The 13,814-nt window shown below is 71.3% G+C and carries 11 protein-coding genes and 1 other RNA gene; 6 read left to right on the forward strand and 6 right to left on the reverse strand.

Features of this window, described 5'->3' with window-relative positions; translation table 11 throughout:
- Positions 1-84: 84 nt before the first annotated feature.
- Positions 85-1,878, forward strand: a complete 1,794-nt coding sequence (locus tag C2865_RS30160; protein WP_157963957.1) for a hypothetical protein — start codon at positions 85-87, stop codon at positions 1,876-1,878.
- Between the two features lie 171 nt (positions 1,879-2,049).
- Here the strand turns inward: C2865_RS30160 and C2865_RS30165 are convergent, their stop codons facing one another.
- From C2865_RS30165 to C2865_RS30180, 4 genes are read right to left on the reverse strand one after another with little or no spacing between them, the layout of a single operon-like run.
- Positions 2,050-2,676, reverse strand: coding sequence for a response regulator (locus C2865_RS30165; RefSeq protein ID WP_106402009.1), 627 nt, complete (start codon positions 2,674-2,676; stop codon positions 2,050-2,052).
- Entirely contained in the window at positions 2,669-3,838 is a 1,170-nt protein-coding gene (locus tag C2865_RS30170; protein WP_106402010.1) for a sensor histidine kinase, read from the reverse strand. Before C2865_RS30170 ends, C2865_RS30165 begins: the two co-directional genes overlap by 8 nt.
- 14 nt (positions 3,839-3,852) lie before the next feature.
- Complete coding sequence (locus C2865_RS30175) at positions 3,853-4,593, reverse strand: ABC transporter permease (protein ID WP_106402011.1); 741 nt, start codon at positions 4,591-4,593, stop codon at positions 3,853-3,855.
- Position 4,594: 1 nt separating this feature from the next.
- Complete coding sequence (locus C2865_RS30180; protein WP_106402012.1) at positions 4,595-5,500, reverse strand: ABC transporter ATP-binding protein; 906 nt, start codon at positions 5,498-5,500, stop codon at positions 4,595-4,597.
- A 382-nt stretch (positions 5,501-5,882) separates the two neighbouring features.
- Between C2865_RS30180 and C2865_RS30185 the strand changes: the two genes are divergently transcribed.
- Together C2865_RS30185 and C2865_RS41915 are read left to right on the forward strand one after the other, a co-directional pair.
- A complete protein-coding gene (locus C2865_RS30185) occupies positions 5,883-6,110 on the forward strand; it encodes a type II toxin-antitoxin system HicB family antitoxin (protein WP_106402201.1) in 228 nt (75 codons plus the stop codon).
- On the forward strand, positions 6,107-6,307 hold the full coding sequence (locus C2865_RS41915) for a type II toxin-antitoxin system HicA family toxin (protein ID WP_106402013.1): 201 nt from the start codon (positions 6,107-6,109) through the stop codon (positions 6,305-6,307). Before C2865_RS30185 ends, C2865_RS41915 begins: the two co-directional genes overlap by 4 nt.
- A gap of 109 nt (positions 6,308-6,416) precedes the next feature.
- On the opposite strand, the gene rnpB is transcribed toward C2865_RS41915, so the two are convergent.
- Together rnpB and C2865_RS30200 are read right to left on the reverse strand one after the other, a co-directional pair.
- Positions 6,417-6,787: RNase P RNA component class A (rnpB, locus tag C2865_RS30195), an RNA gene on the reverse strand.
- A 116-nt stretch (positions 6,788-6,903) separates the two neighbouring features.
- Positions 6,904-8,280 (reverse strand): NAD(P)/FAD-dependent oxidoreductase, encoded by a 1,377-nt coding sequence (locus tag C2865_RS30200; protein ID WP_106402014.1) that lies wholly within the window; start codon positions 8,278-8,280, stop codon positions 6,904-6,906.
- Between the two features lie 323 nt (positions 8,281-8,603).
- Between C2865_RS30200 and C2865_RS30205 the strand changes: the two genes are divergently transcribed.
- The 3 genes from C2865_RS30205 to C2865_RS30215 all read left to right on the forward strand — a co-directional run bounded on the left by C2865_RS30205 (position 8,604) and on the right by C2865_RS30215 (position 13,583).
- Entirely contained in the window at positions 8,604-9,176 is a 573-nt protein-coding gene (locus C2865_RS30205) for a YbhB/YbcL family Raf kinase inhibitor-like protein (RefSeq protein WP_106402015.1), read from the forward strand.
- Between the two features lie 219 nt (positions 9,177-9,395).
- Complete coding sequence (locus C2865_RS30210) at positions 9,396-11,264, forward strand: hypothetical protein (protein WP_106402016.1); 1,869 nt, start codon at positions 9,396-9,398, stop codon at positions 11,262-11,264.
- 66 nt (positions 11,265-11,330) lie between these two features.
- Positions 11,331-13,583 carry a SulP family inorganic anion transporter gene (locus C2865_RS30215; RefSeq protein WP_232835880.1) on the forward strand — a complete coding sequence of 751 codons (2,253 nt, stop codon included), beginning with the start codon at positions 11,331-11,333 and terminating at the stop codon, positions 13,581-13,583.
- Positions 13,584-13,814 lie beyond the last annotated feature (231 nt).

Below are 13,814 nucleotides of genomic sequence, written 5' to 3' on the forward strand. Positions count from 1 at the left end.
AGAGGAAGGACAGGCGTCCTGTCGGTGTCCTGAGAGGACGCGAGGCAGGGTTTCAGGGAGGACTCCGTCGTTAGCGTGGCGGGCGTGACGGAGACCGGAAAGGCTGTACGGAAGAAACAGGCCGCAGTGGACCCGGAGGAGTACCGGTGGGCCGTGCCCGGGGAGTCCGGGGCACTCTGCACGGCACCGGTGACGGCGTTGCTGGCGCTCACCGGGACGCTCGTCGTCGCCCGGGAGGACGGCGTGGTCGAGGCGCTGCCGGTGGCGGAGGGCCCGGGGCCGCTGCTGGACGGGACACGGACGATGTGGCGGAGCGAGGTCCCGGTGAACGCGCTCACATGGGGGTACGGCGAGGTACTCGGCGCGGCGGGGGAGCGGATCGTCCGGTACGGCGCGGACGGCTCTCTCAGCGCGGGGCCGGAGCTCGGCGCTCCGATCGGGGCGTTGTGCGCGCGGGCGGGGAAGGTCTTCGCCGTCGCCGGACCGGCCGTCCACACGCTGGAGCGGGACGGGGACGGCTGGCGCCTCGCACGGAGCACCCCGCTGCCGGAGGAGGGCTACCACGACCTCGACATCGACCGGAAGGGCGCGCACGCCGTCGTCCTGCGCAGGCCGCCCGAGAGCGAGGCAGCGCCGCCCCGGGGGGTCGTGGTGAACCTGGCGACGGGAGAGGAGGTCGGCGGTGTCCGGGCGGCACTGTCGGAGGTCGAGTCCATCACCGACGTGTACGCGCGGTTCTCGCCGGTCACCGACAACGTCTACCGGTTCGCCTCGCGCAGCCACGACGTGGAGAAGCTCGCCAGGTTCGCCAAGTCGGGCCGGAGAGTGAAGGGCCGGACGGGGCTGCGGATGCAGCCGAGTACCTGGTGCACACCGGTCGCCGCGAGCCCGGACGGCCGGTACGTGGCGTCGCGGCAGAGCGGATCCGGGGTCCTGGTCTGGGATCTGGCCGCCGAGCGGAGGGTCCTCTACGCCGAACTCGACGACGCCGCTGTTGACGCCAAGCTCGCCAGGCGGGCCCGCCGCATGCCCGTCGCGGTCCGGCCGCTCGCCGACGGGATCACGGTGACCCGGTGGGCGCATCTGCCCGTCCCCGACGCCGCGACGGCGGCCGTCGCGGTCGCGCCCGGCGCGCGGTACGCGGTGGCGGGCGGTGCGGACGGGACGCTCACCGTCATCGACGGCGCGACCCGGCGGATCGAGTACGGCGACGGCACGGTCAGCCAGCCCGCCGTGCTCACCGCGCGCGTTCCGGTCCCCGCGTTCGGCGGGTACGCGTTCGGGGACGGGCACTGGGTGGGCGTCGCACCGGACGGCACGGTGACCGCGGTCGACCTCGGCACCGGCGAGGCGAGAGTCCCCGGCGCCCTGGATTTTACCGGGATGGACTACCCCCGGCTCGCCGACGTGCACGACGGAGTCCTCGTCGTCACCCACACCGAAGGCACCCGGGGTTACGATCTCGCGTCCCTCACCGAGGTGTGGCGGGCAGGCGCCCGTGCGAGCGCTGGGCCGGCCCGGGAGGCAGACGACGGGTTCGGCTTCCGGCAGGACCAGGAGGGATGGAGCCTCTACCGGCTCGATGCCCCGGAAACCACGCTGGTGACGCTCTGCGACCGTGGCCTCGGCCTCTGGTTCGGCGATCTGCACGTCGACACTGTCCGCGGCTGGGCCGTCGGGCAGGACCGCGGAGGTCGCCTCGCCCTGTGGCGCCTCGACGACGGGACGGTCCCGCACCTGTACGACGGCCTGGGCGAGGTCCTGGCCGGAGACTATGCCTTCACCGACGACGCGCTGTGGCTTTACACGGACAGGCTCAGGGACGGGGCCCTGTACAGGCTGGCCCTGCCGCCGCGGGAGCCCTGGAGAGGGACGTGATCAGGAGGGGGAAAGCGAGGCCGGAGCGGGCGTTAATCCAGGGCCGCGCCGTTCCGGGTGTCGTCGGCGCCCTTGTGCTCGGTGCCCACCCGGCGAGGCGGAGTGCGCGGTGCAGGGACGGGAGCCCGTTGGGGTCCTGCAGAGCGCGGCCGCCGTCCTCGAAGGAACCCGTCAGGGCAGTAGGCGCTTGTCGTAGGCGGTGGCCACCGCCGCGGCCCGGTCTTTGACGTTCAGTTTCGCGTAGATGTGGGTGAGGTGGGTCTTGACCGTGGCCTCGCTGATGAAGAGTTCGGCGGCGATCTCCCGGTTGCCGGTGCCGCGGGACACCAGGCGCAGGACCTCCAGTTCGCGGGCGCTCAGGGAGCCGCTGCGAGGTTCGCGCACGCGGGTGACCAGGCGGGCGGCGATGTCCGGGGACAGGACGGTGCGGCCCTCGGCGGCGGCGCGGACGGCGTTGAAGAGGTCGTCGCGGGGGGCGTCCTTGAGGAGGTAGCCGGTGGCGCCGGCCTCGATCGCCGGGATCGTGTCGGTGTCGGTGTCGTAGGTGGTCAGGACGAGGACCTTGCAGGGCAGGCCGCGGCGGGTGAGTTCGGCGATGGCCGCCACACCTCCTCCGCCGGGCATCCGGAGGTCCATGAGGACGACGTCGGGGCGGAGGTCCTCGGCGAGGGCCACGGCCTGGCGGCCGTCGGCGGCCTCGGCCAGGACCTCGAAGCCGGGGGCCGCGGCGAACATGCTGCGCAGCCCGTTGCGGACGACGGGGTGGTCGTCGACGATCAGCAGGGTGATGTCAGCCATGGCGGATCAACGGTACGCGGGCGGAGACGGCCGTGCCGCGGCCGGGTTCGGACTCGATCTCCAGGGTGCCGGCGACACGTTCGGCGCGTTCGCGCATGGCGGTCAGGCCGAAGCCCCGGGAGGGGCGGGTGAAGCCGCGGCCGTCGTCGCGGATGTCGAGGGTCACTTCGTCGTCCATGTAGGAGAGGGTCACGCCGACGCGGTTCGCGTGCGCGTGACGGGTGGCGTTGGCCAGGGCCTCCTGCGCGATGCGCAGGAGAGCGGCCTCGAGTTCGTCGTGCAGGGGCTCCACCGTTCCGGTGACGGTGAGGCGGGCCCTGCCGTCGGTGATCTTCTCGAGGGCCTCGGGGAGCGTGCCGTGCTCCAGGTGGGCGGGCGCGAGGTCCTGCACGGAGCGGCGCGCCTCGTTGAGGCTCTCGCGGGCGAGATCGATGGCGCGCCGGACGTGTTCGCTCTCCTCGGTGGCCTGGAGCTGGGCGATGACGCCCACCAGGCCCTGGGCGATGGTGTCGTGGATCTCGGCGGCCAGGCGGCGGCGCTCGTCGTCGACACCGGCCTCGCGGGCCTGGACGAGGAGCTGGGCCTGGAGGCCGGCGTTCTCGGCGAGGACCTGCTCCAGGCGGGCGTTGGTCAGCTCGAGTTCGGCGATGGTCTCCGCCTGGACGCGGGACTGCTCGAGTTCCCGCTCGGCGAGGCCGGTGAAGATGAAGACGAGCCCGGCGTTCAGGACGAAGAGGCCGACGAACGCGACCACCTGGCCGAAGTTCCCCGGCGGCAGGCCGCCCGCCTGGGCGCCGGCCATGGTGACCACCGTGACGAACGATCCGGCCGCGGCCCAGCGGCCGGACAGGTACTGCTGGGGATCGAAGTACCCGAGGGCGACGTAGATGCAGAAGAACGGGTTCAGCCAGGTGAGGGCGAACGCGACGGCGGTGCGGATCCAGAAGTAGACGGGGCCGTGGACCTTCCCGGCGGCGTGCAGGGTCTGGAGGGCCACGGCGGTGAGGAGGAGCGGCACGGCCGCCCGCTCCTCCGCGGGCGACATGACCTCCTCCCGGATGAGCAGGGCCATGAGGGAGGCCAGGAGCAGCAGGCCGAACGGTCCCCACCGGTGGAATCTGTCCCACTGCTCCTGGATCTTCTGCTCCTGGATCGTCGCCATCGGGATATTTTTTACTATTCCCACCGGAACCAGCGCACGGCGGCGGCGATCAGGACGGCGGCCCAGGCGGTGACGACGCCGAGGTGCGCCAGGTCGGGCCAGCCGCCCTCGGCGGCCTGGCCGAGGGCCTGGGACGCGGCGCCGAACGGGGAGTACTCGACGATGCTCCGCATCAGGTCGGGCATGGACCGGACGGGGATCCAGACGCCCGCGAAGAACATCATCGGGAAGAAGACGACCATGCCGACCACGGTGGTGGCCTTGACGGTGGGGGTGACCGCGCTGACCGCGGCGCCCAGCGCGAGCGCGCTGAGGGCGCCGAGGAGGAGCGCCAGCAGGTAGCCGGGAAGGTGGCCGGGCAGCGCCACGTCGAAGACGGCGCGGCCGACGGCGATGACCAGCAGCGCCGAGACCAGGGCGGCCGCGAAGTGCAGGACGATCTGCGCGGCCAGCAGCGAGGACGGCCGTACGGGCGTGCTGGACATGCGGCGCAGGATGCCGCGCTCGCGGTATCCGGACAGGACGGGCGGCAGCACCTGGATCCCGGCCATGATCAGGGCGACCAGCACGTTGACCGGGACGTACAGGTCGATGACCCGGAGCCCGCCGAGGCCGGGATCCGGCTCCCGGAACGACGGGATCAGGCCCAGGATCGTCAGCAGGACGGTGGGGAAGACGGCGATCCAGAACAGGCTGAACGGTTCGCGGAGGAAGAGCCGGAACTCTGCCTTGAGGACGGCGGTGAACGCGGACACGTCAGTTCTCCAGGTCTTCGGTGAGTTCGAGGAAGGCGTCGTCCAGCGTGGAGTCGACGACCCGCAGCTGGTGGGCGGTGATCCGGTGGCGGGCGAGCAGGGAGATGACCGCGTTGACGGTCGCGTCGGTGCCGTGGATGGTGAGATGGCCGTTCCGGCGCTCGACGGCCGAGGTCTCGGGCAGGCCGGCCAGGTCGCCGTCGTGCAGGGGCCGGGACGGGGAGAACGAGATCACCGTGCCGCCGGCGCTGCGGCGGATCAGCCCTTCGGGGGTGTCGAGAGCGGCGACGCGTCCCTGCTTGATCACCGCGATGCGGTCGCAGAGCCGCTGGGCCTCCTCCATGAAGTGCGTGACGAGCAGGACGGTGACGCCGGAGTCGCGGACATCCTCGATCAGCTTCCAGGTGTCGCGGCGGGCGCGCGGGTCGAGGCCGGTCGTCAGCTCGTCCAGGACGACGACCTTGGGGCGGCCGATGAGGGCGAGAGCGATGAAGAGGCGCTGCTTCTGGCCGCCGGACAGGTTGCCGAAACGGGTGGTGAGCTTGCCGGTGAGACCGAGGCGTTCGGCGAGCCCACGCCAGTCGGCCGGGTTCGGATAGAAGGCGCTGTAGAGCTCCAGGGTCTCCCGTACGGTCAGCTTCTCCTGGAGTTCGCTCTCCTGGAGCTGGACGCCGAGGATCCGGGTGAGCCCGTCGCGGTCGGCGCGCGGATCGAGCCCGGCGACACGCACGGTGCCTGCGTCCGGCTCGCGCAGCCCCTCCACGCATTCGACGGTCGTGGTCTTGCCGGCGCCGTTCGGCCCGAGGATCCCGAAGATCTCCCCTTCCTCCACGGCGAACGCGACGCCGTCCACCACGGAACGGCCGCCGTAGGCCTTGCGCAGGCCCCTGACTTCGATGATCGACATGCCTCGAGGATCGCCTCAAGCGCTACCCGCCCACATCGTCAGAAACGCTCCTCCTCCCATCATCCGATCGGTTGATCCCCCATACGACCCCCGCCGCCATCACAGCGAGCACGGCACACCGACCCCAGGCCCCCGAAGCGAATGAGACGGACGGAGCCACCCGCACGGACGGCTCCGTCCCGCCCCGGCACCCCATCCCGCCTACATGCAAAGTCATTGAGTCCGCCCGGAGAAGCCGGGAACGGAGAGGTCACCACCCCGACCAGGCTGGATGCGGCCACTGCCTGATCTTGCCGTACAGCCCCGGGACAGCCCTCTACGCAGCTTTTTACCCGTCCTGGAACCCCGGGCCCCGAGACACTGTCGGGGTAGATTGGTCGCCATGAGCAAGCTGCACCTGACCGCGCAGATCTGGCAAGAGGACGACGCCTACGTGGTGCACTGTCCGGAGCTGGACGTCACCAGCCAGGGAGACAGCTTCGAACACGCTCTGGCCATGATCAAAGAGGCTGTGGAGCTGACTCTCGAAGACCTGACCCCCGAAGAACTGGCGGCACAGCTCCACCCGACTCCGGCTCTGGTGCCCTTCGAGGTGCAGCTCTCCGCATGAGCCCCCGAGCCATCCCGCCGATTCCCGCCGGCGCTGTCTTGAAGGCTTTCGCCGGTCTCGGCTTCGTCCAGATTCGCCAGTCCGGCAGCCACGTCCGCCTGCGGCATCCCGACGGTCGTGCGGTCACCATCCCCGACCATGGTCGTAGGGACCTGAAGACGGCACCATTCACGGCATCCTGCGTCAGGCTCGCGTGAGTCAACGGGAATTCCTCGAAGCCCTTCCCTAGCGGAGGAGACTCCTGCGGCTGCGTCCGGTCCGGCCGACCGGCCAGGTTGCTGACCTAGGGCTTTGGCGTGGGAGCGGCGGACGAGTCGGCCTGTAAGCCGGGTTCTGTGCTCCCGCTCTCGTGGGAGTGGCGGCCATCCATCTCGGGACGCCGTTGCCGGCGTCCTCCAGCGACCTACCCGCGGACTCGGGCGAGCAGCCCTCGGGCGTCCGCTGTCTGGTCTTGCTCCGGGTGGGGTTTACCTAGCCGCGCGGGTCGCCCCGTGCGCTGGTGAGCTCTTACCTCACCGTTTCACCCTTACCGCCCGCGTGAGCGGGAGGCGGTCTGTTCTCTGTGGCACTGTCCCGCGGGTCGCCCCGGGTCGGTGTTGCCGACCACCCTGCTCTGTGGAGCCCGGACTTTCCTCGGCGGGGACCGAAACCCCCGACGCGGCCGCCCGGCCGGCTCGTCCGCCGTGATCCCCAGTCTAGTCGGTTCCCCCGGGGCGGTCGGGTCACGGCCTTCCGGGAAAGGACAGGAGGCGCACGCCCGGACGGGCGTACGCCTCCTGAAGGGGTCTCGCGGTTACTTCGCGGCGCTCTTCACGACGTCGGTCTCGACGGGGCGGTCCGAGGCGGCGGCGAGGACGAACTCCTCACGGGGCTGCTCGATGCTGCCGAGCGAGATCGTCTCGCGCTTGAAGAACAGGGCGAGGGTCCAGTCGGCCACCACGCGGACCTTGCGGTTGAAGGTGGGGACGCGGGACAGGTGGTACGTCCGGTGCATGAACCAGGCGGCGAGGCCGCGCAGCTTCACGCCGTAGACGTGGGCGACGCCCTTGTGGAGGCCGAGGCCGGCCACCGAGCCGACGTAGGCGTGGCGGTAGGGCTTGAGGGCCTTGCCGCGCAGCGCCGCCACCAGGTTGTCGGCCAGGACCTTGCTCTGCCGGACCGCGTGCTGGGCGTTGGGGGCGCAGAACTCGCCCTCCTTGGTCAGGTCGGGGATGGCCGCGTTGTCACCGGCGGTGAAGGCGCGGACGGTGCCCTCGATCTGCAGGAACTCGTTGCCCTTGACCCGGCCCCGCTCGTCGACCGGCAGGTCGGTGGACTTGGCGACCGGGTTGGCCTTGGCGCCGGCCGTCCAGACCAGGGTGTTGGTCGGGAAGCTCTCGCCGTCCGACAGCTCGATCTGCTTGTCCACGGCGGAGGTGAGGAACGTCTTCAGCTTGACCTCGATGCCGCGGCCGCGCAGCTGCTCGGCGGTCCAGCGCCCGAGCTCGGGGCCGACCTCGGGCAGGATCCGGTCGGAGGCCTCGACCATCACCCAGCGCATGTCGGCGGCGCGCAGGTTGGAGTACATGCGGATCGCGTCGCGGGCCATGTCCTCCATCTCGGCCAGGGCCTCGATGCCGGCGAAACCGCCGCCGACCACGACGAAGGTCAGCGCGCGCTTGCGCACGTCCTCGTCGTCGGTGGAGGCGGCGATGTCCAGCTGGGCCAGGACGTGGTTGCGGAGGTGGATGGCCTCGCCGATGGTCTTGAAGCCGATGCCGTGCTCGGCGAGGCCGGGGATCGGCAGGGTGCGCGAGACGGAGCCCGCGGCCATCACGAGGTAGTCGTAGGAGATCCGCTGCGGGGGGCCCTCGACCGGCTGGATGATCGCCCAGCGCTCGGCGTGGGAGAGCTCGGTGACCCGCGCGGTCACGATGTCGACCTTCGGCAGGACCCGGCGCAGCGGCACCACGACGTGCCGGGGCGAGAGGTTGCCGGCGGCGGCCTCGGGGAGGAAGGGCTGGTAGGTCATGTACGACTGCGGGTCGACGATCGTGACCTTGACGTCGCCGCGCTTCAGCTCGCTCTTCAGCTTCTTCTGGAGGCGGAGCGCGGTGTAGAGGCCCACGTAGCCCCCGCCGACGATGAGGACGTGCGGGGCGTCGGGGTTCGCGACAGGCCTTCTGGCCATCTCAGAGCTCCTATGGATCACTTTGTGAAGACATTCACAATGTAGCCGATGTATCTGGTCTAGTCCAAGCCATAACAGGGGAAGATTCAATGAAATTCCCCAAACCGTAAAGTTGGAGCGTTCTGGGCGCGTGAACTACGCCACAAGTTTCCACTCGGCGAATTTCCTGACCCCTCGGCATGACCAAGCTCACACCCCCGGTCCGGAGATCCGCGGGCCTGTGGAAGCCGGACCGCGGCGGGGCCCGAGGCCGTAGGGTGGTCCGGCGGGAACGCGCCATGCCATCCCCTCGCGTACGATCGTCGGCCAGGAGTGCTGATCGGATGAAAATGACTTCGGGTCGGGCCGCCGCCCTCGGTGTGGCCCTGCTGCTTCCCCTGATCTCGGGGTGCGGCGTCGTCGGCAGCGGTTCCGGCGACGGCGGGGAGCTGACGGAGTTCACCGTCAGCAGCCCGGCTTTCAGCGACCTCAAGGACATTCCAGGGCGTTATCAATGCGAGGCCCGCGGGGGTCAGGGCAGGACGCTGCCGCTCCACTGGTCGGGTGTGCCCGAGTCGAAGGCCTTCGCGATCGTCGTGGACGACCCGGACGCTCGCGGGGGCACTTATATTCACTGGGTGCTCGCGAATCTGGACGGAACCACCGCGGACCTCGTGGAGGCGTCTCTGCCGGACCGCGCCGTCCAGGGCCGCAACTCCGCGGGCCAGGCGTCCTACGCCGCACCCTGCCCCCCGGCGGGGGAGCGGCACCGGTACCGGTACACCGTCTACGCGCTCAAGGAGCCCGTGCCGGCCGGCCAGGTGGCCGAGCTGAAGGACTCCCTGCCCGCCATCGCCGAGCGAACCGTCGGGTGGGGGCGGATCACCGGCTATCTGGGGCAGAGCGCCGACTCATGAGAGTCGGCGTATCCGTGGCAGAGACAGCGGGGATCGTGTGATGGTAGATGCTCACGAAGGGTGTGGCGAGGGCTATAACGGGCAGTTCGCCTTCCCGGGGGTCTCGTCGAGCACGTGGATGGGGAGCGGGACGCCCGGCGCGCACCGGACGATAATCGGGACAGAGCTTTTCGGAGCGAGGCCGGACCTCCCCGCCCGGCCGAGGCATGGGGTGGAGCAATGATCTTTGCCGTTGTCGGCGGTCTGGTACTGCTGGTCGGCCTCATCGTGGTGCTCGTCGTGATGGGAATGCGCGAGGGCCGCCATCAGGACGACGAAGACTGGATGAGCGAGGAGTCGGAACCGAAGGGCCGGCGTCCGGGCGAACCGGACGAGGAGGGCGCCGCCGACCGCAGGGTCGCCGGAGGCCCGCTGTCCGCGCCCACCTCGGCCGAGCCCCGGCGCGCCAAGGGCAAGTCCGACCGGATGGGCGACGACGACTACTGGGCGACGATCACCTTCGACAAGCCCAAGTTCCCCTGGCAGCAGGAGGGCGCCCAGGGAGCCGAGCAGCCCCCTGCCTCCGACCCCCTGAACGGCGCCGAACCCGAGCCGGCCGCCGCGGGCCAGGACGGCTACGACCAGTACCAGGCCGACGGCTACAACGACCAGGGCTACGGCGACCAGCAGGGCTACAACGACCAGTACGCGGCCGACCAGCAGGGGTACGCCGACCAGTACGCGGGCGACCAGCAGGGCTACGGCGACCAGCAGTACGCGGCCGATCAGCAGGGCTACGCCGACCAGCAGGGGTACGCCGATCAGCAGGGCTACGCCGACCAGCAGGGCTACGGCGACCAGTACGGCGAGGACCAGTACGCCCGCGGCCAGTACGCCGACGACTCCCAGTACGGCGACGACTACTACGCCGGCCAGGGCGACCCGCAGGCGCCCGGCGGCTACGAGCAGGAGCCCGCGGCGCGGTCCTGGCGGGCCGACGAGCCGCTGACGAGGTTCGACCAGCCGGCGGTCCGAGACTTCGACCCGCCCTACGAGCAGCAGCCCGCGGCCTACGACCAGCCGGCCGCCTACGACCCGCCCGCGTTCGACCAGCCCGCCGTCTACGACCAGCCCGCCTACGAACCGCCGCGCCCGTCGGCCCCGCCCCAGCCCGACCCGCTGGGCCTGCCGGACCCGTTCGCCCGGCCCGCGGCCCGCGCCGACAACCGCGACCCGGAGGCCACGCAGGCCTACCAGGTCGGCGGCACGGGCCTGGGCGGCCCGCTGGGCGGAGCGCCCCTGGGCTCGGGCCCGCTGGGCACCGGCCCGCAGAGCACCGGCTCCAGCCCGCTGAACACGGGTCCGCTCGGCGGTCCGCTCAGCACCGGCCCGCAGAGCGCGGGCCCGCTCGGCACCGGTCCGCAGAGCACCGGCCCCCTGGGGACGGGCCCGCTCGGCGGAGCCCCGCTGAACCCCTCGTCCACCGGGCCGTCGGCTCCGCTGACCCCGCCGCTGGGCGGCGTCCCGTCCTACGGCGGGCAGCCCGAGCCGCAGCCGTCGCCCGGCGACACCGGCGACACCCGCCTGCCGACCGTCGACGAACTGCTCCAGCGCATCCAGGCCGACCGGCGGCAGACCGGCGACGGCGCCTCGCCGTCGTCCTACGGCGGCCCGACCCCGCTGAGCGACCCGCTCAACGACCCGCTGCACCCGGCGGACGGGGACTACGGTTCCGGTTGGCAGTCCTCCTCTTCCCCCCGCTACGACGATTCCTCCAGCGGCTCCTACGGTTCGTCCTACGGCACGGAGCAGGGCTACCCCACGACCCCCGCCTACGGCGGCGAGAACACCCCCCGCTACGACGACCCGCTGAGCGGCGGGTACGGCCAGCAGGGCTCCTCCTCCTACGGCGGCTCCCCCCAGCAGGGCCAGGGAACGGGCGAGACGGGCCGCTACGGGGACTTCAGCGGCACCACCTACCCCGGTGACCAGAACCCCCCCTACGGCGCCCCCACGGGAGACCAGCAGTCCTACGGGAGCCAGCACGGCGAGCAGCCGGGCCAGCGCTCTACCGAGGAATGGGACAGTTATCGGGATTACCGCCACTGATTTGACCCCCGATGACCCTCCGACTGTGATTCGATACGGAGTGTGACGCTCGAATCGCAGTCAGCAGTGAAACGTTTTCTCGCGCCCGGGCGGGACGTACCCGCCTCGTTCGTGGTGTTCCTGGTGGCGATGCCGCTGTCGCTCGGCATCGCGGTGGCCTCGGGGGCCCCGGTGGAGGCCGGGCTGATCGCCGCGATCGTCGGAGGCGTCGTGGTGGGGCTGCTCGGCGGCTCGCCGCTGCAGGTCAGCGGTCCCGCCGCCGGCCTCACCGTGATCGTGGCCTCGATGATCGAGACCTACGGCTGGCGGGCCACCTGCGCCATCACCATGTGCGGCGGGCTCCTGCAGATCGCGCTGGGCGCCTGCCGGGTGGCGCGCACGGCGCTGGCGGTGTCCCCGGCGGTGGTGCACGGCATGCTGGCGGGGGTCGGCGTGGTGCTCATCCTGTCCCAGCTGCACGTCGTCATGGGCGGCAGCCCGCAGCACTCGGCCCTGGCCAACCTCGTGGAGCTGCCCCAGCAGATCCTGACCCAGCACTCCCTGGCGGTCAGCCTGGGGGTGCTGACCATCGCGGTGCTGCTGGTCTGGGAGCGCACACCGTGGCGGCGGGTGCCGGCCCCGCTGGTGGCGGTGTCCGCGGCGACGGGGGTCGCCTGGTTCGGCGGCTTCGACGTGCCGCGCGTGGACCTGCCGTCCAGCCTGCTGGTGCACTGGGGCCCGCCCTCGGTCCCGGACGCGGCGCTGCCCGACCTGGTGGGCGCGGTCGTGGCGATAGCGCTGGTCGCCGGGGTGGAGTCCCTGCTGTGCAGTGTCGCCATCGACCGGATGCGGCCGGTGGGCGTGCCGCGCAGCGACCTGGACCGCGAGCTGGTCGGCCAGGGCGCGGGCAACTTCGTCTCGGGCCTGCTGGGCGGCCTGCCGGTCGCCGGGGTGATCGTGCGCAGCACCACGAACGTGCGGGCGGGCGCGCTGACCCGCGGCTCCACGGTGCTGCACGGCGTCTGGGTGCTGGTGCTGGCCCTGGCCTGCGGGGCGGTGCTGGAGCAGATCCCGCTGGCGGCGCTGGCGGCCCTGCTGGTGACGCTGGGCCTGCGGATGATCGACCGGGCGCATCTGCGCGGCCTGCGCCCGCACCGGGAGTCCCTGATCTACTGGGTGACGATGGGCGGCGTGGTCGTCCTGGGCCTGGGCGAGGGGGTGCTGGTCGGCATCGGGCTGGCCGCGTGCCTGGCGCTGCGGCGGCTCACCCGGGTGGCGGTGCGCACCGAGCAGCGGGACGGCCGGTGGCACGTGGTGGTCGAGGGGTCCCTGACGTTCCTGGGCGTGCCCCGGCTCACCGCCGCGCTCACCCGGATCCCGCCGGGCGCCCCGGTCGATCTCGACCTCGATGTTGACTTCATGGACAACGCGGCGTTCGACGCCATCCATACCTGGCGCGTTTCCCACGAACGCCTTGGCGGTAGAGTCGACATCGATGAGATCCACGAATCCTGGTATGAGAGCGCGATGACCGGAGAAAGCTCCCCGCCTCCGCGTAAATCCGCGGGGTCCCCCCGCTGGTGGGCGCCGTGGGCGAACCGTGACAGGCGCCAGCTCGAGCCGCTCGAGCAGGCAAGTCCCCGAGAGATCCTGCTGGCAGGGGTACGCGAGTACCACGGAAGCACCGCTCGGCTGGTCCGGCCGATCATGGCGGAGCTGTCCATGGCGCAGACCCCCGACCATTTGTTCATCACCTGTGTCGATTCACGAGTGGTGCCCAACCTCATCACGGCCAGCGGCCCTGGTGACCTCTTCATCACGCGAAACGTCGGCAATCTCGTTCCCCGCCACGGCGCGCGTGTTCCCGACGATTCGGTGATGGCGTCCGTGGAATACGCGACGTCGGTCCTGGACATCAAGACGATCACCGTCTGCGGCCATTCCCAGTGCGGCGCCATGGCCGGCGTGCTGGGCGGCGGCACCGAGATCGAGCACCTGCCCCAGCTGTCGAACTGGCTCAAGCACGCCAACCACAGCCTCGACCGGTTCCTGCACGAGCCGGGCCCCGAGGACGCGCGCACACCGCTGGCCCGGCTCTGCCAGGTCAACGTCATGCAGCAGCTGGACAACCTGCTCACCTACCCCTGGCTGAAGCGCCGGGTGGAGCTGGGCGAGGTGGAGCTCGTCGGCATGTACCTGGACCTGGAGACCGCCAAGGTCCACATCCTCGACCCCGAGCAGGGCAAGTTCCTGTCCGTACCCGACTCGGTCGCGCCCTCGGACGAGAGGGCCCCGCGCAGGGGAGACGCCTCGCGCGGAACGACCTCGTCTCCCGCCTGACCGAAAGGTTCCCCGACAAGGGGGCCCCGAAAGGCCGAAGACCACGGCAGGGGCCGTCCGGTACAGCACCGGGCGGCCCCTCGCCGTCGGTGCCACCCGAACGGAGACTCACGCGGAATCGGGGCCGCGAGCAGATCCGGGCCTGCGGGCGGGCTCTCCTCGCCGAAGAGCTCGGCCCACCGGAGGCATGGTCCACCGGAGGGAGGGCACGGCCCGCCGGAGGACTCGATC

Origin of the sequence: Actinocorallia populi, from assembly GCF_002995495.1 — a bacterium.
Taxonomy (GTDB): Bacteria; Actinomycetota; Actinomycetes; order Streptosporangiales; family Streptosporangiaceae; genus Actinocorallia; species Actinocorallia populi.